Source organism: Luteibacter sp. E-22 (genome assembly GCF_049913125.1).
Lineage (GTDB): Bacteria > Pseudomonadota > Gammaproteobacteria > Xanthomonadales > Rhodanobacteraceae > Luteibacter.
This window is the reverse complement of the sequence record NZ_CP183975.1, coordinates 3,061,606-3,085,564: the sequence shown is the minus strand read 5'-3', so window position 1 is coordinate 3,085,564 and position 23,959 is coordinate 3,061,606. Positions and strand designations below refer to the sequence as shown.

General features: G+C 66.8%; 21 protein-coding genes. 12 read left to right on the top strand and 9 right to left on the bottom strand.

The window, feature by feature from the left end:
* Positions 1 to 4 precede the first annotated feature (4 nt).
* Genes icmH through ACN9M2_RS13725 form a run of 6 tightly spaced genes read left to right on the top strand, consistent with a single transcriptional unit; the run spans position 5 to position 9,284 of the window.
* On the top strand, positions 5 to 1,306 hold the full coding sequence (gene icmH, locus ACN9M2_RS13750) for a type IVB secretion system protein IcmH/DotU (protein ID WP_426285253.1): 1,302 nt from the start codon (positions 5 to 7) through the stop codon (positions 1,304 to 1,306).
* On the top strand, positions 1,303 to 4,746 hold the full coding sequence (gene tssM, locus ACN9M2_RS13745) for a type VI secretion system membrane subunit TssM (RefSeq protein ID WP_426285252.1): 3,444 nt from the start codon (positions 1,303 to 1,305) through the stop codon (positions 4,744 to 4,746). The genes icmH and tssM overlap by 4 nt, the downstream gene beginning before the upstream one ends.
* A complete protein-coding gene (gene tagF / locus ACN9M2_RS13740; RefSeq protein ID WP_426285251.1) occupies positions 4,743 to 5,354 on the top strand; it encodes a type VI secretion system-associated protein TagF in 612 nt (203 codons plus the stop codon). Before tssM ends, tagF begins: the two co-directional genes overlap by 4 nt.
* A complete protein-coding gene (locus ACN9M2_RS13735) occupies positions 5,351 to 6,076 on the top strand; it encodes a PP2C family protein-serine/threonine phosphatase (protein ID WP_426285250.1) in 726 nt (241 codons plus the stop codon). The genes tagF and ACN9M2_RS13735 overlap by 4 nt, the downstream gene beginning before the upstream one ends.
* Positions 6,076 to 8,961, top strand: coding sequence for a protein kinase domain-containing protein (locus tag ACN9M2_RS13730; protein ID WP_426285249.1), 2,886 nt, complete (start codon positions 6,076 to 6,078; stop codon positions 8,959 to 8,961). Before ACN9M2_RS13735 ends, ACN9M2_RS13730 begins: the two co-directional genes overlap by 1 nt.
* Positions 8,961 to 9,284, top strand: a complete 324-nt coding sequence (locus tag ACN9M2_RS13725; RefSeq protein WP_426285248.1) for a hypothetical protein — start codon at positions 8,961 to 8,963, stop codon at positions 9,282 to 9,284. The genes ACN9M2_RS13730 and ACN9M2_RS13725 overlap by 1 nt, the downstream gene beginning before the upstream one ends.
* A 17-nt stretch (positions 9,285 to 9,301) precedes the next feature.
* On the opposite strand, the gene tssA is transcribed toward ACN9M2_RS13725, so the two are convergent.
* From tssA to miaB, 7 genes are all read right to left on the bottom strand, one after another.
* Entirely contained in the window at positions 9,302 to 10,330 is a 1,029-nt protein-coding gene (tssA, locus tag ACN9M2_RS13720; protein WP_426285247.1) for a type VI secretion system protein TssA, read from the bottom strand.
* The gene (locus ACN9M2_RS13715) at positions 10,317 to 11,300 is read right to left on the bottom strand and encodes a LysR family transcriptional regulator (RefSeq protein ID WP_426285246.1); all 984 of its coding nucleotides are present in this window, start codon (positions 11,298 to 11,300) and stop codon (positions 10,317 to 10,319) included. The genes tssA and ACN9M2_RS13715 overlap by 14 nt, the downstream gene beginning before the upstream one ends.
* A 268-nt stretch (positions 11,301 to 11,568) precedes the next feature.
* The gene (locus ACN9M2_RS13710; RefSeq protein WP_426285245.1) at positions 11,569 to 12,777 is read right to left on the bottom strand and encodes a DUF4105 domain-containing protein; all 1,209 of its coding nucleotides are present in this window, start codon (positions 12,775 to 12,777) and stop codon (positions 11,569 to 11,571) included.
* A 241-nt stretch (positions 12,778 to 13,018) separates the two neighbouring features.
* Positions 13,019 to 13,870, bottom strand: a complete 852-nt coding sequence (locus tag ACN9M2_RS13705; RefSeq protein WP_426285244.1) for an HlyC/CorC family transporter — start codon at positions 13,868 to 13,870, stop codon at positions 13,019 to 13,021.
* A gap of 121 nt (positions 13,871 to 13,991) precedes the next feature.
* Entirely contained in the window at positions 13,992 to 14,453 is a 462-nt protein-coding gene (gene ybeY, locus ACN9M2_RS13700) for an rRNA maturation RNase YbeY (protein ID WP_426285243.1), read from the bottom strand.
* Positions 14,450 to 15,427, bottom strand: a complete 978-nt coding sequence (locus ACN9M2_RS13695) for a PhoH family protein (RefSeq protein WP_371024007.1) — start codon at positions 15,425 to 15,427, stop codon at positions 14,450 to 14,452. Before ACN9M2_RS13695 ends, ybeY begins: the two co-directional genes overlap by 4 nt.
* A 5-nt stretch (positions 15,428 to 15,432) precedes the next feature.
* Positions 15,433 to 16,782: a tRNA (N6-isopentenyl adenosine(37)-C2)-methylthiotransferase MiaB gene (miaB, locus tag ACN9M2_RS13690; protein ID WP_426285242.1), complete on the bottom strand. Its 1,350-nt coding sequence runs from the start codon at positions 16,780 to 16,782 to the stop codon at positions 15,433 to 15,435.
* Positions 16,783 to 16,941: 159 nt separating this feature from the next.
* On the opposite strand from miaB, the gene ACN9M2_RS13685 reads away from it, so the two are divergent.
* Complete coding sequence (locus tag ACN9M2_RS13685) at positions 16,942 to 18,072, top strand: lytic transglycosylase domain-containing protein (protein WP_426285241.1); 1,131 nt, start codon at positions 16,942 to 16,944, stop codon at positions 18,070 to 18,072.
* Positions 18,073 to 18,193: 121 nt separating this feature from the next.
* Here the strand turns inward: ACN9M2_RS13685 and ACN9M2_RS13680 are convergent, their stop codons facing one another.
* Positions 18,194 to 19,378 carry a S1C family serine protease gene (locus ACN9M2_RS13680; protein WP_426285240.1) on the bottom strand — a complete coding sequence of 395 codons (1,185 nt, stop codon included), beginning with the start codon at positions 19,376 to 19,378 and terminating at the stop codon, positions 18,194 to 18,196.
* A gap of 236 nt (positions 19,379 to 19,614) precedes the next feature.
* Between ACN9M2_RS13680 and petA the strand changes: the two genes are divergently transcribed.
* The 5 genes from petA to ACN9M2_RS13655 all read left to right on the top strand — a co-directional run bounded on the left by petA (position 19,615) and on the right by ACN9M2_RS13655 (position 23,534).
* A complete protein-coding gene (gene petA / locus ACN9M2_RS13675; protein WP_426285239.1) occupies positions 19,615 to 20,214 on the top strand; it encodes a ubiquinol-cytochrome c reductase iron-sulfur subunit in 600 nt (199 codons plus the stop codon).
* Positions 20,214 to 21,515 (top strand): cytochrome b, encoded by a 1,302-nt coding sequence (locus ACN9M2_RS13670; RefSeq protein ID WP_426285238.1) that lies wholly within the window; start codon positions 20,214 to 20,216, stop codon positions 21,513 to 21,515. The genes petA and ACN9M2_RS13670 overlap by 1 nt, the downstream gene beginning before the upstream one ends.
* Positions 21,508 to 22,263, top strand: a complete 756-nt coding sequence (locus ACN9M2_RS13665) for a cytochrome c1 (protein ID WP_426285237.1) — start codon at positions 21,508 to 21,510, stop codon at positions 22,261 to 22,263. The genes ACN9M2_RS13670 and ACN9M2_RS13665 overlap by 8 nt, the downstream gene beginning before the upstream one ends.
* A gap of 71 nt (positions 22,264 to 22,334) precedes the next feature.
* Positions 22,335 to 22,979, top strand: coding sequence for a glutathione S-transferase N-terminal domain-containing protein (locus tag ACN9M2_RS13660; RefSeq protein ID WP_426285236.1), 645 nt, complete (start codon positions 22,335 to 22,337; stop codon positions 22,977 to 22,979).
* 123 nt (positions 22,980 to 23,102) lie between these two features.
* A complete protein-coding gene (locus ACN9M2_RS13655) occupies positions 23,103 to 23,534 on the top strand; it encodes a ClpXP protease specificity-enhancing factor (protein WP_426287928.1) in 432 nt (143 codons plus the stop codon).
* A gap of 12 nt (positions 23,535 to 23,546) precedes the next feature.
* On the opposite strand, the gene ACN9M2_RS13650 is transcribed toward ACN9M2_RS13655, so the two are convergent.
* Positions 23,547 to 23,942, bottom strand: a complete 396-nt coding sequence (locus ACN9M2_RS13650; protein ID WP_426285235.1) for a DUF3301 domain-containing protein — start codon at positions 23,940 to 23,942, stop codon at positions 23,547 to 23,549.
* Positions 23,943 to 23,959 lie beyond the last annotated feature (17 nt).

Here is a 23,959-nt window from a genome sequence, read left to right as displayed (position 1 = left end):
TCCGATGACGACCGACGAGAGGCCGGGCCATCGCCCGGACGACGCCACCATCGTGCGTCCCAGCGCCGCGCGTGAACCGTCACCCGCCGTGACGCGGCGCGAACGTGAGCAAGCGCGAGACATCGCGGCGCCGCAGGAGTTGCCCATGGCGGGCGGCAATCCGCTGGTGCGGGCGGCCAATCCGTTGCTCCTGCTGGCCGCGCAATTGCGCAACAGCGCCGAACCACCGGACGCCGCGTTCCTGCGCGAGCGCGCCGTGACCTCGATCCGCCGCTTCGACGATCTGGTGGCGCGGGCGGGCATGGACGCGCAGACAGGCATCGCCGCGCGTTACGTCCTGTGCACGATGCTGGACGAGGCGGTGCTCGATTCGCCATGGGGTGACCAGACCGGATGGCAGCGTCAAACCCTGCTGGTGACTTTCCATGGCGAGACCTACGGCGGCGAGAAGTTCTTCGCGATCCTCGACCGGCTCGCCCAGGACATGGTCCGCCACATCGACCTCGTGGAGATGATGTACCTGTGCCTGGCGCTCGGCTTCGGCGGAAAGTACCTCGTGGAGCCCGGCGGCATGTCGCGGCTCGCGGATCGACGTGAGGATCTCTACCGGCGGATCATGGCGTATCGCTCCGCCGCGCCCGCCGAGTTGTCGCCACGATGGCGTGGCCTGGACCGGCCGCTCGTGCCTCGCCGTGGCATGCCGGTATGGATGGCGGCGCTCGTGGCGCTATGCATCGTCACCGGCACGTGGGTCTATCTTCATGGCCGCCTCAACGGGATCACCGATCCGGTGAGCTCGCGGCTTGCCGCCATGGGCCTGCATGGCGTGCCGCTGCCAACCACCGGCACACCGGCCAAACCCCCGGCCACGAGCCTGCGCCAGTTGCTCGCCAGCGACGAACGCAGCGGAGCGCTGGCCATCGACGAGAAATCGGACGGACAGGCGACGCTACGCCTCGCCGCCACGAACATGTTTCCCTCCGGCGGCGCGGAGGTGGCACCGGAGCAGGCGGCCTTGCTGTCCCGCGTCGCCCGCGCGCTCGACCAGCTGCGCGGTCGCATCGTCGTCGTGGGGCATACGGATGACCAGCCGATCCGGTCGCTTCGCTTCAAGGACAACTTCGAGCTGTCGGCGGCACGGGCGCGCAACGTCAGCGCGATCCTGAGTCGCGACCTGCGCGATCCGCGCCGCGTGGAGTCCAGTGGCGCCGGCGCTTCGCAACCGGTAGCGACACCACCCGACCTCCCCGCCAACCGCGCGCGCAACCGTCGCGTCGAGATCCTGTTCACGCCGGAGGCCGGATGAAGATCCTTGCCGACCTGTTTCACACGTCATGGGTACGCGCGCTGTTCGGCATCGCCCTGTGTGCGTCGCTGATCGGATTCGGCGGCCCGTACCTCGGGCTCGGCGATACGCAGCCGCTGGCCAGCGTTACCTCGCGGTTCGTGGCGATCGCCGTGGTGGCTGCGCTATGGATCGGTGTCCTGATGGGGCGTCGTTGGCTCGCGGCACGTCGCAGCGAACGCCTGGGCGCGGAACTCTCCTCGCAGCCCGACGGGGAGCGTGCGGATTCCGACGCGCGTGCGCGTGCCGAGCGTGACGCTTTGCGCCACCGCTTCGCCGAAGCCATGGCCGTGCTGCGCAAGCGTCGCGATGGCGGCGGCGATCTGCGGGAACTGCCCTGGTATCTGCTCATCGGTGCGCCGGGTTCGGGCAAGAGCACCTTGCTCGAGCACTCCGGCTTCGAGTTCCCCTTGCTTGGCGGCATGGGTCAGCGTTCGCTCGGAGGCGTCGGCGGCACGCGCGACTGCGATTGGTGGTTCACCGACCGTGCTGTCTTCCTCGATACCGCGGGCCGCTATACGACGCAGGATTCCGATCCGCATGCGGACGCCTCGGCGTGGACGGGCTTCCTCGGCCTCTTGAGGCGCCATCGCCGGCGTCGACCGGTGAATGGCATCCTGCTCACGATGAGCGTCGCCGACGTCCTGACCATGACGGACGCCGAGCGGCAGCAGCACGCGCAAAGGCTGCGCGAACGTCTCGATGAGATCGGCACCCGGCTCGGCGTCGCCGTGCCGGTGTACATGGTGTTCACCAAGTGCGATCTCGTGGCGGGCTTCATGGAGTTCTTCGATGCGCTCGATCCGGCGGGGCGCGCCCAGGTATGGGGCACCACCTTCACCGCCGGTCAGAGCGTGCAGGGTGGCGCGCCGGCGTTGCTGGGTGCGGAATTCGATGCCTTGCTTGAGCGGATCGACGAGCGTGTGATCGAGCGGATGCACGCCGAGCGCGACGTGCGCAGGCGCGCACGCATATTGTCCTTTCCGCAGCAGTTGCGGGCATTCCGCGAGGCGGCCTTGCCGCTGGTCTCGACGGTCTTCGGTAGCCATGCCTATGGGCGGCCGCCGCTCTTGCGCGGTGTGTACCTCACGTCGGGCACGCAGGAGGGCACCCCGATCGATCGTGTGCTCTCGGTGGTCGGACGTTCCTTCGGCATGCATGCCACTGCGCCGGCATCCACGCGTGCGCAGAGACGCACCTACTTCACCGAACGGCTGTTGAAGGAAACGATCCTGCCGGAGGCGGGCTTCGTCGGTGCCGACCCGGTCGCATGGCGTCGGCGCCGCCTGGCCGAGGCGGCGGCGATCGGCGGTATCGGTGTGCTGGCCGTCGCGCTGGTGGTCGGCATGACGACGAGTTTCGGTCGCAACGCCGACTATGTCGCGCGCGTCGACCAGGCCTTGCACGATTTTCCCGTCGACGACCCCGGCGCGAGACCGGCCTCATTGCGCCAGTACTACGCGCAGGCATTGCAGCGCCTCGACTTGCTCGCCCGCGCCGAGCAGGTAGCGGGGCAGGTACGCGATCGGACGCCCTGGTCGATGCGTTTCGGACTGTTCCAGGGCGATGCGATTTTCGACGAGGTACGCGGGGCGCGTGAGCGCGAATTCCAGGCCAGCGTCGTTCCGGGGCTCGCGTTGCAGTTCCGCGACGATTTGCGCGGCCTGGCCGGCGATCCGCAACGGCTTTACTACGTGCTCAAGGGTTACCTCATGCTCGGCGATACGAGCCATCGCGATCGCGACCAGCTCGTGCTGCTGGCTGGCGAGCGATGGCGCGAGGTGTTTCCCGATGAGGACAGCCTCGTGCAGGCGTTGGAGGGACATTTCCGTATCCTTTTCGACGGAAGCGACAAGATGCGGGCCTTGCCGCTCGATAACTCCCTGATCGACGCGGCCCGAGCCACGCTGCGCGCGGCGAACCTGGCGACGCTGATCTACGGGGGCGTGAAAATCGACAGCGCTTCGCGTCGCGATGCGCCGGTGCGGCTGGATCGCGTCCTGGGACTACGCGGCGATGTATTCCGCCGTCGCAGTGGCGCTCCGCTGTCCAGGCCGTTGCCGGCGTTGTTCACGCGGCCGGTGTTCGCCGCGATGGTGCAGGAGGCACCGCCTGCATCGGGCAGCGGGGCGGGCGGGATATCCAGCGCGGTGGATCGCTTCGTCGACGACGGCTGGGTGTTAGGCGCCACGACGGCGGACCCCCTGCGACGCGTGTCGCTCGTCGGCCAGGTGCGGGCGCTTTACGTGGCCGACTATATCCGCGCCTGGGACGGCCTGCTCGGCGATCTCGAACTGCAACCGGTGAGCAACGTGCAGGAAGCCAGCGGCGTCGCCGCACGGCTCGCCGCGCCGGGGTCGCCGTTGAAGGCGCTGCTGGCGCTCGTGCGCGATAACACGGCGCATCTCTTGCGTACTGCGTCCACGGACGGCGCGGATGACGGCGCGGATGCGCCGATCGTCGAACACTTCGCCGCGCTCAACCAGTTGACCGACGGCGCGGTCGGCGCGACGCCACTGGACCATACCCTGGGCACGCTCGACCAACTGAGCAAGACCCTGCTGGGCATGAATCCGGCCGCGGATGCGATCGGCCGACCCGACCCCACGCTCGCCGCCGCGCGGCTGGAAGCGGCGCAGTTACCTCCGCCGCTATCCGGATGGATGGGCAGCCTCGTGGGCAGCAGCCAGTCCCTGGTAAGCAAGGGTGCCAGCGGCGCGTTGGCCGATGGCTTCCGCGAAGCGGCCGGCGCCGATTGCACGCGCTTCGTGCAAGGGCGCTATCCCTTCGCGGCGACGCGCGGCAACGATATACCGCTGCAGGACTTCGCCGCGTTGTTCGGCAACGGTGGCCGTTTCGACACGTTCTTCCGACAGACCTTGTCGCGCGTCGTCGACAGTGCGGGACCGACGTGGACCTTTCGTGATGCTGACAGCGCGAAGACGGGAGCCGGGGTGCTCGCCGAGGCACAGCTGGCGGACACGATCCGGCAGGTGTATTTCCGCGATGGGCCGCAACCGCAGGTCGGCTTCACTGTCTCGATGACGACGCCTCCGGCAGGTATCGATCGGTTGACGATCGAAGTGGACGGCCAGACCTACGAGTACAAGGCCGGCCAGGCGCCGGTGTCCGTCGCCATGCAATGGCCCGGTCCGAAACCCGGCCTGACGCGCATCAGTGCCTGGGATACGTCGGGTAACCCGCTCCCCGTGCTGGAGTACCCGGGCGACTGGGGCTTGTTCCACGCACTCGACGCCGCATCCCTGCAACGGCGCACCGAGACCCGCTTCGGCGCGAGCTTCGGTTTCGGCGCGACGCACGCGAACGTGGACATCGAGGCGGCGAGTTTGCGCAATCCCTTCAGCGATAACAGCGTGCGCCGTTTCCGGTGCCCCGCATGAACGCGGGAACCGGCATCGTGGCCCCCGGTTTCCACGGCAAGCTTCCGCTGCTCGGCGACTTCGTCCAGCGCCGGCTTCCGCCGGAGTTCGTCGAGCCATGGGACCGGGCATGCCGCGAGGCGATGGCCGGCCTCGCCGGCAGCCTGGGCGACGATTGGCGGGTACGTTGCCCGACGACGCCGGTGTGGCGCTTCGCAATCGCGGCGCATGTATGCGGACCGAACTCCTGGGTGGGCGCCGTCGGCCTCTCGTCAGATCGGGTCGGCCGCATCTTTCCCCTGGTACTTGCGACACCGGTCGCGCCAATGGCGAATGGATGGCCACGATGGCCGGAGCCGTCGTGGTTCGACGCGGCCGAAGCGGCGGTGAGCGAAGGCCGCGAGAAGGGCTCGCTAACGGATTTCGATCGTGCGGCCCGCGCTCTCGCCGATCCGGCATCCACGCCATTCCCGTCATGGACGGAGGCAAACGGCGATGCCATGAGCAGCCTCTGGTGGCGCGGTCCGGACCCCCGCACCGGCGTGGCGTTGCGCGGACTGCCCGGTGCCGACGATTACCTGCGCTTCATCGACGGCGACGTCGCCAAAAGCCACGAGGAAACCGAGTGACCTTGCCTTATCTCTCCGCCGGCCGTACCGAAACCGGGCACGTGCGGCGACACAACGAAGACGCGATCCTGGTCGCCGACGATCTCGGGCTCTGGGTCGTCGCCGACGGACTCGGCGGCCACAGTGCCGGCGACGTCGCCAGCGGCATGATCGTCGACAGGCTGCGCGGGTTGCCGCGAAGCGACGACGTTACGGATTTCATCGATGCGATCGAGGACGAACTCCTGCGCGTGAACCGGATGCTGCGCTCGATCGCGCGCGAACGCCGTGTCGATGCGATCGCCTCGACGGTGGTGGTGCTGGTGCATACCCGTGACATGGTGTTGTGTGGCTGGGTCGGTGACAGCCGGGCGTACTGCTATGAAGAAGGGCGCCTGCGTCTCCTCACGCGCGATCACGTGCACGGCGATCGCGGCGACGAAACCCGCTTCGGCGTCGCGACGCCGGTGGCGTCCGGCGTACTGACCCGCGCCGTCGGCGCGGAGGACCGCCTCTACGTCGACTGGACGCTCACCCCGCGGCGCAGCGGCATGCGCTTCGTATTGTGTTCCGACGGCATCAACAAGGAACTCACCGACGAGGACATCGAGGCATGTTGCCGGCGCCATGCGGACCCCGCGGCACTGCTCGCCAGCCTGGTCGACGGCGCGCTCGGCCGCGCCGGTCGCGACAACGTATCGGCCGTGGTCGTGCGGCTGGAAGAAACCGAGGAAACCTGTTGATGAGCCAGCATGACGACGATGAAACGCGGGTGGTTCCACTGCGTGCGGTGACCCCATCGGCGGGGCAGGACGACGCGACGGTGGTCAAGCCGCTGCATGCGGCGGCGGGCGGCGAGGGAACAGCCACCGGCTCGTCCTCGCTGGGCACGGGCGATGGGGGCTGGCGACGCATCGCGGATCTCGCCCAGGGCGAGAAGATCGCCGTGGGCAGCTTGTTGAAGGGCCGCTTCCTCATGGAAAGGGAATTGGGGCGCGGCGGCATGGGCGTGGTCTATCTCGCGCGTGACGAGCGCAAGGTGGAGGCCCGCGACCGCGATCCCTACGTCGCGGTGAAAGTGCTCAACGACGAGTTCCGGAAGCATCCCGACGCGCTGGTCGCCCTGCAACGCGAATCGCGCCGCGCACAGCAGGTGGCCAACGACCATATCGTGCGGGTCTACGATTTCGACAAGGACGGCACCAACGTCTTCATGACGATGGAATATGTGGAAGGCAGCGACCTGCGTTCCCTCATTCGAGGCAAGGCGCGCGATGGCATGCGCTTCGACGAGGCATGGCCCTTGATCGAAGGCATGGGCGAGGCGCTTCGGCGAGCCCATGCCGCCGGTATCGTCCATTCGGATTTCAAGCCGGGCAACGTCATGGTGACCGCGACCGGGGTCGCCAAGGTGTTCGACTTCGGCATCGCGCGCGCGGGCAAACTGGGCGTCGATGCCGGTGACGACCGCACGGTGTTCGATGCCGGGTCGCTGGGCGCGATGACACCGGCATACGCGAGCCTGGAGATGATCCAGGGGAAGCCACCGTCGGCCAGCGACGACATCTATGCGTTCGGTTGCGTGGTCTTCGAACTGCTCACCGGCCGGCATCCCTTCGGCAAGGACAACGCCGAGGAAGCGATGAAGGCGGGCAAGCGCCCGCCGCCGGTCGCCGGACTCGACAAGCGCCAGTACAAGGCCCTGTGCGACAGCGTCGCTTTCACCGCGGACAAGCGAAGCGCGGACATCGCCATGGTGCTGGCGGGCTTGCGCAAGCGGCGCTGGCGCGAGCGGGCAACGCCGTGGCTGATCGCCGCGGGCTTCGTCCTGGCCTTGTCGGCTGCCGGGGCATGGGTAGCAGCGATGCAGGTGGAACGCCGCCATGTGGCCGAGACACTGCGCCGGTTCGCCCCGGGGCAGGCGGACGGCTTCCGTGACGAAGACCAGGTTCGCGGCGCGCTCGCCGCGCTCGACGGCGACGAGCGCCGCCGTATCGTGGTGGACGGCGCGGAGGCGATCGATGGATTCCTCGTGCGCCTGCTCGCCACGCATTGGGACCCATCGCATGGCCGTCTCGATTACGCGGGGGCCACGGCGACGTTTCGCCTCCGCGCGGACCTGAAGACGTTTGCGCCGAAGCTCGACCGCCGGCGCGAGGAGGTCGCACATGAGCGGGACGACGTGTTGAATCGCCTGGACACCTCGCTCAGCCAGGCGATCCTCGCGGGGCATCTGTTCGGCGATGGCCCCAACGACGTTCCGGCGATTCTCGGCCAGATCCGCACCATCGATCCGGAGAGCCGCCTCCTGGTGAATCCCGAGCTTGAACTCAAGCTCGACGCGGCGGTCGGCGATGCGATCGCGTCGGGCGACATGAAGGCCGCCGCCGATCGGCTGGCCACCGCGCGTCGGCTGTACCCCTCGTCCACGCGGCTTGCCGCACGCAGCATTGCACTGGCTCCCACCTCAGCGCAGGTGCCGGCGGCATCCGCCGCCCCGGCGGCGCCTCCGGACCTGCCGCGCGCCGAGCACGAGGCGCGGCTCGAATCGTTGCGCCGCGCGACGGCGGCCAACGATCTCGACAAGGCGATCGAGAGTTTCCAGCAGCTTCGCCAGATCGACGGTGGCAACGTCGACACCAACGACGAAGCGGCGAACCTGCTGACGCATGGGTTCCTGGAAGCGGCACGCGAGGCGTGCCGTGCGGGCCGATGGAAGGAAGCCGCGGGACGCATCGACAGCGCCCTGGCGATCATCGGCGAACGCGACGACCTGCGCAGGGCGCTGACGCGCTACGACCTGGCGACGGCCGTGATGACCGCGGCGAAGGCAGCGACGGTATCGCCGGCCGACCAGGACGACTTGCGCCGGCGATTGGCCGCGGTGAAGGAAGGCGATCCGGATGGATTGAAGGATCTCGAAGCGGCCATGGTGGCCTCGAAAGCCCTGCCGGAGGGCTCCCTGGAAGCCGTGGTGAAGAAGCTGCACTCGGCACCCGTGGTCGTCACGCCGCCCGATCCGTGCGCGCGGCGAGGTCTCGCCGGTACCGCGCGCGAGTGCTTCGACACGTTCGCCGTCGGCGCGTATGGGCCCGCCATGGTGGTCGTGCCGTTCGGCCGCAAGCCGTTCGCCATGACCCGCACCGAGATCACCGTGGGCAACCTCGACCAGTTCTGCCGCGCGACGCGTACTTGCGCGATCTCGCGTGGGATCGCCGCCGCCGAGCCCGCGCGCTCGATTCCCCTGGCTTTCGCGCAACGGTATGCGGCATGGCTCTCGCAGGTCAGTGGGCACACGTATCGGTTGCCCACCGATGAGGAGTGGTCCTTCGCGGCCCACGCCAACGCGGGGTGGGATAGCAAGGAAGGAAACTGCGGTGCGCCTTCCTCGGGTATCGGCCGCTTGCTCAAGGCGCCCGACTTCAGCACGAAGGGCATCGCCAATCCGTGGGGGCTCGTCGACATGACCGGTGGTGTATGGGAGTGGGTGACGAAGGGCGGTGCGTTCGCCACGCGTGGCGGCAGCTACCGCAGCGGACCGGATGCCTGCTCGGTCGACACGGTGCGGCCGAGCGATGGATCGGCCGAGCGCGACGTCGGGTTTCGCCTGGTGAGGGAGATTCGCTGATGGAGTGGGATGTGATCGTGAACCGCGAGCTGGCGGCCCTGAACGCCGCGTACAGCGATGCGCGCATCGATACGCACGAATACCGCTTGCGCCGGCGCATGCTCCTGCGTTCGGCCATGCGCCGCCGAGGTGCATCGATCCACACCTTGCGCCGGCCCGCAGGCGCGCCGCCGGCAACGCCCGCATTTCCGCAGGCGTTGCCGATGCGTCGCGCCGGTTCTTCGCGCACGTCACGGCGGGCGGTCCTGTGGCCGTGGTGGGTCGCGGCAGCCGCGCTCGCTTGTGCCCTGGCGGTTATCGCGTACCGTTCGTCGTCGCTTTGACTGAAAACCGTGGCCGGTCAGCTGTCGCTGTCGCCGGCCAATACCTGGAATTCGGAAAGGCCGCCGGGCGCGATGGCCTTGAGCAAGTCGGCGAAGCTCAGGCCGACCAGCTGGCTCGCCCGGCGCAACAGCGGCGGAACGGGACTGGACGGCTCGTGGACGGCGTACCACGCGCAGATCTCGTCGAGCAGGCGAACCACGTCGCCCGTTCCGCGGATGGGACCGCGGTTCGCATCAGCGATGGCGGAACTCGCGTCCGGCGCGTCGTCTACACGCGACGCTCCGTCGTCTCCCGCATCGACATTCATCTGCGGTAGCCGCGACCCCACCAGCGCCCGCAGGAAGGCGTGCAGTTCACGCAGGTCGCGCAACAAGGCGTCCAGATCGGGACCCATGCCGGGCGTCCGTTCCTCGAACGTCTTGCCGATCGCCTGTGCGTGATCCAGTGCGGCCATGACGCTGTCGTGGACACGCTGCAGTTCCTCGGCATCGGCTTGCTGCGCGACGAGATCCACATGTTCCTGCGATACCGTCGGATGGTCGCCGCCATCGGACTTCAGCGTGCCGTTGAGCACGCGCAGATCGCGCAGCGAAAAGCTGCCGATGCGCTCGGCGTGGAGCAGGGGCGTGCGCCGAAGGTGGGACAGCATGCCATCCGTGGATGCCAACGCGGCGAGCGCGTTGATCCGTTCGATCGGGTCGCCGTCGTCCAGGCGCGGGTGGACCTCGTCCCAATAGCGCTCAAGCAGGCCGTGGATCAGGCCGATGGCATCGGACCATGCGGGGAAGCCGCCGATCTTCAGCCATGCGTTGGCCAGGTGCACGGCGACACGCACGTCACGCGTCCGTTGAGCCACCGTTTCCGCATGTTGCGCCACCTCGCGCCAATCCGGCTCTTCGGCTTGCCGCACGGCATTCCCCACCGCCCGTTCGGGCGTGGCGGTGGCCAGCGATTCGAGGGTGAGGAAGAGGGCGTCGTACTCGAGGTTGGGGCCGCAAGGCGCATCGGCGTCCAGCGGGGAAAGCAGTGCCTCAGTGGTATCCATCACGGACTCGCTCGATGATCGGGAACAAGGATTTGGGCGGCTCGACGTGGCGCGTTGGGTGCAGGCGGTGGCTCACGCGAATGAGCTCGTCGCGTAGCCAGCGGTGCGCCGGCTGTTTGTCGAGGCGGCTGTGCCATGCCATGGCCAATGACATGTCCGGCATGTCGAAAGGGATGGCATACGCCTCCACGCCCGGGCCCACGGCCTCCACCATGCTTTGCGGCAGCGTGCAGACGAGGTCGGTGGCGCGCAGGATCGGGCCCACCGTATCGCCATGCGGCGCGGAGACCAGGACATCGCGCTTGAGGCCCAGTTCTTTCAGGCGTGCGTCCATCAGGCCATACATGCGGCCCGTCGTGGAGACGATCAGGTGCCCGAGCGAGCAGTAGTCCTCGATGGTCAGCGGACGCGTACCGCGAGGATGTCCTTCCCGCTGCAGCATGACGAATTCGTCGGCCATCAGCGAGCGCATTTTCAGCGAGGAAGGCAACTGTTCGTTGGGGGCGAGGAGGATGTCGATCTCCCCGCTCTCGAACTGGGCGAGCACGTCCATGTCTTCCCAGCCCGTACGGAACGCCAGCCGCAGCTCACGGTTCTGTTTCTCCTGGAATGCCTGAATGAGCGGCTTGGCGAAGCTGCTCACGGCGCTGAACGATCCGCCGATGCGGAAGGTCGCCGTGTCGCGCGTGGGGTCGAACGTGCCGTTGGGGTCGCCCAGCGTGCCCAACTGGGACAGGGCATCGCGCAGGGCCGCCGCCATTTCTTCCGCCTTGGGCGTGGGCACCATGCCACGTCCCGTCTCGGAAGGCACGAGCAGGGGGTCCTTGAACAGCCGGCGTAGCCGCGCCAGCTGGGCGGAAAGCGCAGGCTGGCTCACATGCAGCTTCGATGCGGCACGCGTGACGTTTCGTTCTTCCAACAGCATGTCGAGGGACACGAGGAGGGGGAGGTCACTCGGTTTCAGGTTCATCGATTGCGGTACACCGTTCACCTGTGGGGACAAGTGCAGATGTCTGGCGCGGGGCTTTATTCCCTTTGCCGCGCGCCGGAAAGATGGAAGCGATCGTATTCCGTGACGTGGTCCGCATTTCCGCCAGCGTGGTGCCTGCTGCCGGGCTGGCGTCTAGCGCATTTCTTCTGCGGAATTCGGACGTCCATTTGCGCCCACACTCACGTGCCCGTCAATTACCCAAAAGAAGGTGGCGGGACGCGTCGATTTGTGTCGTGGCGAGCGCTTTTCAGTCGTGACGACGACAGAAGCTCACGAAAAGCGCGGCCCAGCAAGGCAGGGCGAGCAGTATCCAGGGCAGGTTCCGCTGCGGGAAATCCGGCCATAGGTGCAGCAGCAGGCCGATGACGCAGGCACCGAAGGAGAGCGTGGCGATGCGAGGGGCGAGACGTCCCATGGGCCTTCCCGCGCGACGCAGGCGCCAGATTGCCGGTAGCAGCAGGAAAGCGAGTGGCTGGAACGCGAGCAGGTTGAAATTGCCCCAGGCGGAGCGGTGCAGGGTCAGGGCCCACAGGCCCAGCATGAACAACCCCGCGACGCCGGCGAACACGGCGAACAGCGTACCGGCGGCCACGAAGATGCCACGCGCCACGCGGTGCCTGGTGAAGAAGGGCAGGGCGAGTGGAATCGCCAGGAGCAACCCGGCGCCGAGCAGGGGCCAGCGCAGGTCGGGTGCCTGCTCCGGCGGAGGATCGAGGCGAGCCGGGGCGATGGTCGCCTCGTCCATCACCAGCGGCCGTGCCGCGTCGCCTTCGCCGAGACGCACGTTGCGCAGTTCCGCTTCGAGCGTCATGGGCAGGAAGGCTTCCTTCCATGCCGTCATCGGCTGGTCGGCGTAGGGCCCCAGGCCAAGGTCCATGCCGAGCATCAGCAAGGGCTGGTTGCTCATCAGCCGTGCGGTCTGCTCACGGAAGGTCATGCCGCCCGGCTTGTCACGCAACTGGTCGCTCAACGCGCCATCGAGGGCGTCGTCCAGGGCGTCGCGGACGCGCGTGGTGCAGTTGTCGACGTAGTAGTCGTAGTGATAGCCGGCGTTCTCGGGACGGATGTTCCAGAGCAGGAAACGGCGCAACCGTTCCTTCTGCGCATCGTCCAGCGCCAGGCGCTGGCGGCGTACGTAGCGGCCTTCGCCCGCGTAGAAATCGATGTCCGACTGCGTGTTCTCCGCATCCATGCGGTAAGCCATGATCCCCCGCGCGAAATTGAGCAGGAAACCCTTCTGGTCGAAATCGAACACGCCGTAGTTGAACGCGACCGACTCGCCACTGACCGTGTCGCGCACTTCCAGCGCGTCGTGCCCGAAACGCTCCCAGTAGATATCTCCGGGCCCGTAGGTCATCAGCGATATCTCGAGGTTGGCCGCGGGCGCGTCGACGATGCCTGCGCGGGCCATCGGGACGAAGCACAGGGCGAGCAGCAAGATCAGGGTTTGACGCATTGGCTTGACTGGATCCGTTTATATCGGTGTACGGGCCGCGCCCTCGGCGGGAGTCCCTTCAGAACCTCGTGAGCCCCTTCAGGCCCCTGTTGCGCCGCCTCAGGCCCTTGTGGGAGCCGCTTCAGCGGCGATCCCGCAGCAGCAGGCAAACGTGATGCGAGCACCCGTCGCCGCTGAAGCGGCTCCCACAAAATATCCACAAAATATAGGGAAGCGGCTCCCGCAGGTGCAGCGGTAGCGATCAGCCTTCTCCGTTGACGCGGGCGACGTGGAACTGCTGCACACGACGATCGTCGGCTTCGGTCACGCGGAACTGGAAGCCACCCACGGCGATTTCTTCCCCGGCGGCCGGAAGATGGCCGAACTCCGAGGTGATCATGCCGCCGATGGTGTCGAATTCCTCGTCGGAGAAGTGCGCACCGGCCACCTCGTTGAAGTCGGCGATGGGGGTGAGCGCGCTCACCGAGAAACCGCCTTCCTCGAGGGCCTCCACCAGCACCGGATCTTCCTCGTCGTCGTGCTCGTCGTCGATCTCGCCGACGATCTGTTCGAGGACGTCCTCGATGGTGATGAGGCCGGCGACACCGCCGTACTCGTCGACCACCAGCGCCATGTGGTTGCGCGTGAGGCGGAACTCCGCCAGCAGCACGTTGAGGCGCATCGATTCGGGGATCAGCACGGCGGGACGGAGCAGGGCGCGCACGTCGCAGCCGTCGCTCTGTCCGAAATACTTCAGGAGGTCCTTGGCCAGGAGGATGCCAAGCACTTCATCCTTGTCTTCACCGTGCACGGGGAAGCGCGAGTGGCCCGATTCGACGACGGCGGCGAGGATCTCGGGAAGCGGGGCGTCGACGGGCAGGCTGACGATCTGGGCGCGAGGCACCATCACGTCGTCGACACTGAGCTCGGTCACCTTGATCGCACCCTCGACCATGGTCAGGGTGTCGTTCGAGAGCAGGCCGTTGACCTGGGCGTTGCGCAGTTCTTCGATCAGTTCGTCGCGGTTGCGCGGCTCGCCGGAAAACAGATGGCCCAGGCGGTCCCACCAGGATCGGTGAGCCGGGCCGTTGGTACTACCAGGGTCCTCGTTCATTACTCTTTGGAGTTCTGCCCTATGGGGCGGAAGGATCAGTCTAACGGAATTCGTGTGACGGTTCAGGAAGAGGGGTTGCCCGCTGTCGGCGATGGATCTGGCCCCAGGCTCCCTGCCGGCCTCAAGCCAAGTAAGGGTCCGCAATCCCCAACCCCGCCAGCACCCGGGTCTCCAATCCCTCCATCGCCTCGGCCTCGGCCTCCTCGATGTGGTCGTAGCCCAGCAGGTGCAGCGTGCCGTGGATGGTGAGGTGGGCCCAATGGTCGGCCAGCCTCTTGCCTTGCTCGGCGGCTTCGCGGGCCACCACCGGTGCACAGATCACGAGGTCGCCGATCAGTGGCAGGTTCAGGCCGGGCGGCAGGTCGGCGGGAAACGAAAGCACGTTGGTGGCGTAGTCGCGGCCGCGGTACTGCAGGTTCAGCGCCCGGCCTTCGTCGGCATCGACGATGCGGATGGACACCTCGGTGGCCTTGCGCCGGCGCGCGCCCTTGAGTGCGGCCTCCACCCAGCGACGGAAACTGGCCGGGGCGGGCACGCCCCGGCGTGAGGTGGCATAGCCCACGGCCACATCCGGCGAACTCACCGCTCGTCGTCCTGCTTCTGCTCGAAGGCCTCGTAGGCGCGAACGATCTTCGCCACCAGCGGATGGCGAACCACGTCGCGCGAGGTGAAGAAGGTGAAGCTGATGCCTTCCACGCCGCGCAGGACCTCGATGGCGTGGCGCAGCCCGGAGCGGACATGACGCGGCAGGTCCACCTGGGACACGTCGCCGGTGATGACCGCGACCGAGCCGAAACCGATGCGGGTCAGGAACATCTTCATCTGTTCGACGGTGGTGTTCTGCGCTTCGTCGAGGATTACGTAGGCATCGTTGAGCGTGCGGCCGCGCATATAGGCCAGCGGCGCGATCTCGATCACGTTGCGCTCGATCAGCTTGGAGACCTTCTCGAAGCCGACCATTTCGTAGAGCGCGTCGTAGAGCGGGCGCAGGTAAGGATCGATCTTCTGGCTGAGGTCGCCGGGCAGGAAGCCGAGCTTCTCGCCCGCTTCCACCGCCGGGCGCACCAGCAGCACGCGCTGCACGCGGTTGGCTTCCAGTGCCTCGACGGCGCTGGCCACGGCGAGGTAGGTCTTGCCGGTGCCGGCCGGGCCGACGCCGAAGTTGATGTCGTGCGTGGTGATCGCGTGCAGGTAGCGGGCCTGGTTGGGGCCACGGCCTTTGATCACGCCACGCTTGACCTTGATGACCACGTCTTGCGCGGACTCGGCGGCCTGCTCGTTCAGCGCATCGATGCCGGATTCGGCCAGGCGGACGTTGATCGTCTGTCCGGTGAGGGTCTCGGTCTCGGTGGCGTCGTAAAGCACGCGTAGCACTTGCTCGCCGGCCTTGGCCGAGGCTTCGTCGCCGATCACGCGGAACAGGCTGCCGCGATGGTCGATCTCGATGCCCAGGCGCAGTTCGATCTGCCGGATGTGCTCGTCGAGCGGTCCGCAAAGATTGGCGAGGCGGGTGTTGTCTTCGGGATCGAGGGCGAAATCGCGCTGGGAAAGGGTCATGGCGTTCACGAGTCGAGCGCCACCTCGTCGTCGAGGCGGACGCGGCCACGCAGCGAATTCGACATCGCCTCGGTGATCACCACGTCGACGAACTGACCGATCATCCGCGAATGGCCGGGGAAGTTCACATAGCGCATGTTTTCGGTGCGTCCGGTCATTTCGTTCGGATTCTTCCGGCTGGGTTTCTCGACCAGCACGCGTTGCACCGTGCCGACCATCGCTTCGTTGATCTTGCGCGCGTTCTCGTTGATCGCCGCCTGCAGGCGGGTCAGCCGCGCATGCTTGACCTCGGCCGGGGTCTCGTCGGCCAGGTTCGCCGCGGGCGTGCCGGGACGCGACGAGAAGATGAAGGAGAAGCTCTGGTCGAAGCCGACATCGTCGATCAGTTTCATGGTCTTCTCGAAGTCCTCGTCGGTTTCGCCGGGGAAACCCACGATGAAGTCGGACGACACGCAAATGTCCGGGCGTACCGCACGAAGCTTGCGGATGCGCTGCTTGAACTCGATCGCCGTGTAGCCGCGCTTCATGGCCGCGAGGATGCGGTCGGAACCGGCCTGCACCGGGAGGTGCAGGTAGTTGGCCAGTTGCGGCACGTTGGCATAGGCCTCGATCAGCGAGTCGGAGAACTCCAGCGGATGCGAGGTGGTGAAGCGGATGCGGCCGATGCCCTCGATCTGCGCGATGGCGTGGATCAGCACGGCGAGGTCGGCGATGTCGCCGTCGTGCATGGGGCCGCGGTACGCGTTGACGTTCTGGCCCAACAGGTTGACCTCGCGCACGCCCTGTTCGGCGAGCTGGGCCACTTCCACGATCACGTCGTCGAAGGGGCGGCTGATTTCTTCGCCACGGGTGTAGGGCACCACGCAATAGGAACAGTACTTCGAGCAGCCTTCCATGATCGAGACGAAGGCGGTGGGGCCTTCGGCTCGCGGTTCCGGCAGGCGATCGAACTTCTCGATCTCCGGGAAGCTGATGTCCACCTGCGCCTTGCCGCTGGCGCGCTGCGCCTCGATCATCTCGGGCAGGCGGTGCAGGGTCTGCGGGCCGAAGACGAGGTCGACATAGGGCGCGCGCTTGATGATCGCGTCGCCTTCCTGCGAGGCCACGCAGCCACCGACGCCGATCAGCACGGGCTTGCCGCCCTGCTTGTGCGCCTTCCAGCGGCCCAGCTGGCTGAAGACCTTTTCCTGGGCCTTCTCGCGGATGGAGCAGGTATTGACCAGGATCACGTCGGCCTCGGCCTCGTCCTGGGTCAGCTCCAGCCCATGCGACGCGCGCAGCACATCGGCCATCTTGGCCGAGTCGTACTCGTTCATCTGGCAGCCGTGGGTCTTGATGAAAAGCTTGCCGCTCATGGGCCGGGATACCGTGATTCGTGGGAGTTGACCGAACCGCGCAGTTTACGCCGCCCCCGCCCACCTTGCCAGATGCCCGCCATGGATCAATGACTTGCGTGAACATCGTCACGTTCGTGACCCTTGGCAGGGGAGGGGCCCTCGGGCACACTCGCGCCCATGGTTCACGACGCGACGCCAGGGGAAAGCGCCGGCCATGCCGCCCGCCGTTTCCTGACATCCCGGCCCGCACTGCGCAGGGCCGCGGGCGCGTGTGTCTTGCTGCTGGGCCTGCTGGCCGGGCCTGCCGTGGCCGGCTCCCTCTATAGATGTGTCGGCAGCACGGGCGAAACCGTGTTCTCCGGCAGCACGGCCGGTTACAAGGACTGCAAGCGCCTCGGCAACATGGGACCGTCGCGCCCGGCGAAACCGGCCGCCGTGGCCGCGTCCGCAAAAACCCCCGTCTTCGAACCAGTAACCGAAGCGCCGTCGCTGAAGGGCGTTTCCGGCAGCGTGGTCTCGGCACCCGTGGCAACCCCTTCGCTTGCCGGGGTGACCGGTTCAGTGGTGGGTGAAGAGGGCGATGCCCTTGCCCTGCCGCCCGTTACGGCGCCCAAGGGCAGCTGGGACTACCGGGAATCGGCCACCAGCGACCTGACCGCCGCCGCGGCACCTGCGTCACCGAAGGGGTCTCGTGTGTTGCGCGGTGCCGTCTACCGGATCACTCGCGCCGATGGCGGGGTCGAGTACACCAATATCCCGCCGGGCGGGGGCGCGAAAGGGCAAAGCATCAAGATGCTCTTTACGTATATCGCCACCTGCGCGGCTTGCGATGTCCATTCGAAGATCGACTGGAACAGCGTGGCGCTCAACCTGACCTCGTATGGCGACGCGATCCATGCGGCCAGCAACGAGTTCGGCGTGGACGAAGCCTTGCTGCGTGCCGTGATCCATGCCGAGAGCGCCTTCAATCCGCGGGCGCTGTCGGTCGCGGGGGCACAGGGTCTGATGCAATTGATTCCAGGCACCGCGCGCGACATGGGCGTGCTGGACGCCTTCGACGCCGACCAGAACATCCGCGGTGGGGCGCGTTACCTCGCCTTGCTGTTGCGCAATTTCAACGGCAACGAGCGTCTCGCGGCGGCGGCGTACAACGCCGGGCCCGGCGCGGTCCAGAAGTACAACGGCGTGCCGCCGTATGACGAGACCCAGGTCTATGTCGAACGCGTGGGTGTGCTGAGGAAGCGCTATGGGGAGACATTGCGGCATCGGGCGGCTGCCGGGGTACCGTTGGCCGAGCGGGGCGCCTGAGGCCAGAGCATCGCCGGCATAGCCGGCTCCCACAAGGGCCGGAGCATCGCCGGCATAGCCGGCTCCCACAAGGGCAAGAGCATTGCCGACAGGGGCGGCGATGTTTTTGTCCTGTCGGCGATCAGGGCTGCCGCAACGCCTGCATCGGCGCGCTCGGTGGCCGCTGTGTCGGGGTGACCGTGGCGGCGAACGGCGCGCCCGAGCGCAAACCCGACACCTGCACGGGGACGCCCGGTTTCAGTGAAGCCTCGTGTCGCCGCAGGTCCGACGGATCGAGGATGTCCTCGTCGCCCAGGCGCAGCAGCACGTCGCGCTGCTGGATGCCGGCGAGGGCGGCCGGACCGCCGGGCGACACCTCGTTGACGACCACGCCGCGCGCCGCCGAGGGCAGGCCGCTGTCCGCCGACACGGGTACGGCACCATAGTCCGCGCCGATCCAGCCGCGCACCACGTGGCCGGTCTGCACGATCTGGTCGAGCACATCGCGCGCGCTCTGCACGGGGATGGCGAAACCGATGCCCTCCGCGCCCACGGCCTGGCCGATCAGCGAGGTGTTGATTCCCACCAGCTCGCCATGGGCGTTGACCAGCGCGCCACCGGAATTGCCGAAGTTGATCGCCGCATCGGTCTGGATGAAGTTCTCCAGGCTGGAGAGGTTGAGCTGGCGGCCGATGGCGCTGACGATGCCCATCGTCACCGTTTGCCCGATACCGAAGGGGTTGCCGATCGCCAGCACCACGTCGCCCACGCGGGGACGGCTGTCCGCATCGGTCATCCGGATGGCCGGAAGGTTGCCCGCATCGACCTTGAGCACGGCCAGGTCGGTCTCGTCGTCGGAGCCGACCACGCGGGCCTTGGCCACGCGTCCGTCGTAGAGCAGCAGCTGGATGTCGTCGGCGTTGGCGATGACGTGGTTGTTGGTCAGGACGTAGCCATCGTCGCTCACGATCACGCCCGAGCCGAGGTTCTGCTGCCGTCGTGTGCGCGCCGGACCGGTGGGGACGCTGAAGATGCGTTGGAGCACGGGGTCCGAGTACAGCTCGCGTGGCTGCTCGGTCACGAGCTTGTTGGCGTAGATATTTACGACGGAAGGGGCGGCCTTGGCCACGGCGTCGGCATACGAAGCCGGTCCGCCGCTGGCGACGGAGGTGGACACCGAGGCCTGTTCGCCGGGAGGGGTGGGGGAGAGGCGCTGACGAAGAAAGGCGCCGCTGCCGGGCCAGAACAAGCCGATGACGAAGGCGACGGCGAGGCCGAGCACGACGAAGCGGGCAACGAAGGCGAGCGTGCGGGCGGCGTGTTTCATGAAAGAGCGAAGGGGTCCTGTCGTCGTCGCATCGCCTTGCCCACGAAGCGCAACCTTGTTTTCCGCATCCAGGCGGTTCCGTGGCGGCCCCAGCCCCCGAAAGGGACAGGGTGGCGTTCAGTTTATTGTACGTGGCTGGTGCTGACGTTACACTGACGCGATTTGCGGAAGCCGATTTCCGAAAAGAGCCGGCGTTGGGGTCCGCATTCTCAATGGCATAAGTTCCGGAGAGCCTGATGGCGAACGAAGTCGTCGATCACGGGCGCCGTCGCTTCCTAACCGTTACGACAGCAGTTGTCGGCGGGGCGGGAGTGGTCGCGGCGGTCGTGCCCTTCATCAAGTCGTGGGAACCGAGCGCAAGGGCAAAGGCAGCGGGGGCGCCTGTCACGGTCGATATCAGTGCCATCGAGGCCGGCCAGAAAGTCACCTTTTCCTGGCGCAGCCTTCCGGTCTTCGTCGTCAATCGCACCAAGGACCAGCTGGCCCAGCTGAAGGGCCTCGAGCCCCGCTTGCTGGACCCGCAGTCGTCCGATGCGGCACAGCAGCCGAAGTACGCGACCAATGAAAACCGCTCCATCAAGCCCGAGTGGCTGGTGGTGATCGGCCTGTGCACCCACCTGGGTTGCGTGCCCGACTTCGTGCCGGACATCAAGCCGGAGCCGTTCGACGCGAACTGGAAGGGTGGCTTCTATTGCCCCTGCCACAAGTCGCGCTACGACTTGTCCGGCCGTGTCTTCAGCGGCGTGCCCGCGCCGAAGAACCTGCCTGTGCCGCCGTACCACTTCGTGGACGACACGCACATCCAGATCGGCGTCGACCCGCAGGAGGCAGGCTGATGGCTAACGTCCTTACCCGCATCGGCGATTGGGTCAACGAGCGCGCGCCGAACCTGGCGCCGACGTACCGGAAGCACATGACGGAGTACTTCGCACCGAAGAACTTCAACCTGTGGTACTACTTCGGCTCGCTGGCGCTCCTGGTCCTGGTCAACCAGATCGTGACCGGCATCTTCCTCACCATGAACTACAAGACGAGTGCGCTGGAAGCGTTCAACTCCGTCGAGTACATCATGCGCGACGTGGAATGGGGCTGGCTGATCCGCTACATGCACTCCACCGGAGCCTCGCTGTTCTTCGTGGTGGTGTTCCTGCACATGTTCCGCGGAATCATGTACGGCTCGTTCAAGCGTCCGCGCGAGCTGGTCTGGATCCTCGGCATGCTGATCTTCCTGGTGCTGATGGCCGAGGCCTTCATGGGCTACGTGCTGCCGTGGGGCAACATGTCGTTCTGGGGCGCCAAGGTGATCATCTCGCTGTTCGGCACCATCCCCTACATCGGCAACTCGCTGGTGGAGTGGATCATGGGCGACTTCCTGCCCGCCGACGCCACGCTCAACCGCTTCTTCGCGCTGCACGTGATCGCGCTGCCGCTGGTGCTGCTGCTCCTGGTGGTGTTGCACCTGGCCGCGCTGCACGAGGTGGGCTCGAACAATCCGGACGGCGTGGACGTGAAGCATGGCCCGAAGGGCAACCGCTGGAACCCGGAAAAGCCGGCCGACAGCATTCCGTTCCATCCGTACTACACGGTGAAGGACCTGGTGGGCGTGGGCTTCTTCCTCACCATCGCCGCCTTCATCATCTTCTTCGCGCCGACCTTCGGTGGCTGGTTCCTCGAGCACGACAACTTCACGCCGGCGAACAACCTCGTCACGCCGAGCCACATCAAGCCGTCGTGGTACTTCACGCCGTTCTACGCGATCCTGCGCATGATCCCGTCCTTCTTCGGCACGGCGATCTGGGGCGTGATCGGCATGTTCGGCGCGATCCTGCTGCTGGCCCTGCTGCCCTGGATCGACAAGGGCGAGGTCCGCTCGGTTCGCTACCGCGGCCTGGGCTTCCGCATCGCCCTGGGCGTGCTGGTGTTCTCCTTCCTGGCCCTGGGCATGGTCGGCGCCGGCGTCACCGCCGAGGTCATCCCCGAGTGGTTCCCGGGCGCGGACGTCACCACCTGGGAGAATGCCTTCGGCCGGCTCATGGTGCTGGGCTACTTCGGGTTCTTCGTATTCGTATGGATCTACACGCGCTTTGGCTTCGAGAAGACCAAGCCGGTTCCGGAACGGGTGACGCTGCATGATTAAGCGCTATATCTACTCCCTCGCCCTGGCGCTGGGCCTCGCGGCCGCCACGATTCCCGCCCTCGCCGCCGAAGGCGAAGAGGGCCTGGCACCCGCCGGGACCAACGTGGCCGACCGGGCCTCGCTGCAGCGTGGCGCCAAGCTGTTCTTCAACTACTGCGTCGGCTGCCACTCGCTGAAGTACGTGCGCTATTCGCGCCTCGCCACCGACCTGGGCCTGTCCGAAGAAGAGGTGATGACCAACCTCAACTTCACCGGCGCGAAATTCGGTGAGCCGGTGATCTCGCACATGCCGGCCGACAGCGCCAAGACCTGGTTCGGCAAGGACCCGCCGGATCTCTCGCTGGAAGCCCGCGCCAAGGGCGTGGACTTCATCTTCAACTACCTCAACTCGTTCTACCTCGACCCGAGCCGTCCGGTCGGCTGGAACAACACGGTGTTCCCGAACGCCTCCATGCCCAACCCCCTGTGGGAGTTGCAGGGCTTGCAGTCCGCCGTCCATGGCGCGGCCAAGCCGGGCGAGGAAGCGGTGGTGGAGAAGCTGGAAATCACCACGCCGGGCCGGATGACGCCGGAAGAGTTCCGCGGCGCGACCCGCGACCTGACCACCTTCCTCGAATACGCGGCGGAACCCGCGGCGCTTGAGCGCCAGTCCATCGGCGTGTGGGTGATCCTGTTCCTGGCCGGCCTGACCTTCCTCCTGTACCTTTTGAAGCATGAGTACTGGAAGGACGTTCACGAGAGTCACTGATTGATGTCCCGACGGGGCGGCCTCGCAGTCGCCCCGTTTTCGTTCAGGTAGCAGGGAGGGAGATCGAAAGCATGGTCCAGAACGCACGTTCGCGCTCGGCACTGACGCTCTATACCAGTGCCGACGATATCCATTGCCACCGTACGCGCCTCGTGTTGGCTGCCAAGGGCGTCGCCTACGACCGGATCATCCTGAAGCCCGATGAGCCCACGCCGGACCTGCTCGAACTCAATCCCTACGGCACGCTGCCGACCCTGGTCGACCGTGACCTCACCCTCTACGACCCGGCCGTGGTCGTCGAATACCTCGACGAGCGCTACCCGCATCCACCCTTGATGCCGATCGATCCCTTATCCCGTGCCCGCCTTCGCCTGGGCACGTGGCGGATCGAGAACGACTGGCTGCCCGAGATCGAGGCCATCGGCGAGGGCGGCAAGGCGGCCGACGGCGCGCGCAGGCGCCTGCGCGAACACCTGTTGCTGTCCGTGCCCCTGTTCAGGGCGTCGCGGTTCTTCCTCAACCCGGAAATGAGCCTGATCGATTGCCTGGTCGCCCCGGTGGTCTGGCGCTTGCCCCACCTGGGCGTGGACCTGGGCAAGGAGGGCAAGCCGATCGTCGATTACGGCGAACGCCTGTTCCACAGCCAGGGCTTCGCCCGCAGCCTCACGCCGGAAGAGCGCGATATGCGTCCGGACTTCAACTTCAGCGCAGGTTAGTCCTCAGGCGGCTCGTATCCCGTAAACTCTCTTCTTGGCCTTGCCCTGCCGGGGCTGGTGATTCCCGACCGACCGGCGGGTACGACGAGGACACTTTCCATGGATACGAACGAAAACGCGGGCATGACTTCGAACCGGCCCTACCTGCTGCGCGCCATCTACGACTGGATCAGTGACAACGGGTTCACGCCGTATGTACTGGTCGATGCCAGCCAGCCCGGCGTGCAGGTGCCGGCCCATGTCGTGAAGAACGGGCAGGTCGTGCTGAACCTCGCGATGCGGGCGGTGGCCAACCTCGACCTGGGCAACGACCGCATCACCTTTCAGGCACGGTTTTCCGGTGTAAGCCAGTCCATCGTCATCCCGATGCACGCCGTGCTTGCCCTTTACGCGCAGGAAAACGGCCAGGGCATGATGTTCCCTGCCGACGAGAACGAAGCGCTCTCGGCGAGTGCGTCCGAAGCGGGTGACGAAGCCAATGAAACCCCGCCGCAGGCCGGTGGTGACGACGACCGTCCGAAGCGGGGTGCGCCGCACCTTCGGGTGGTCAAGTAATACGCGGGCGGCTCAGTGGAGCCGCCGACGGTCCGCCAGCGAGATGACGTTGCCGGTGTGTACCACCGAGTCGGTCGCCACCACGGTCTCCAGTTCCGGTGACCCCGACAGCGGCAGCGAGAAACTGGCCACCTCGTTGCCGGCCATCCACAGGCGTGCCGCCTGTCGCGACTGGCCATCCTCGCTCACTTCGAACCCGTAGCAGCGTTCCAGCCGGCGCACGCCATCGACACCCTGCAAGCGGATCGAGCGCAGGCCCACGCTCTGGTCGAGCAGTTGCAGCCCGTGCCGTTTGCACAGGGCCGTCGCCGCCTTCACGGCGACTTCGCGTGCACGGGTCAGCCGGTACCAGCTTGCGATGCCGGCGGCGAGGGCGAATAGCCAGAAGAGGTCGGTGAAGGAAGACATGGGGTCAGTGTGTGGCC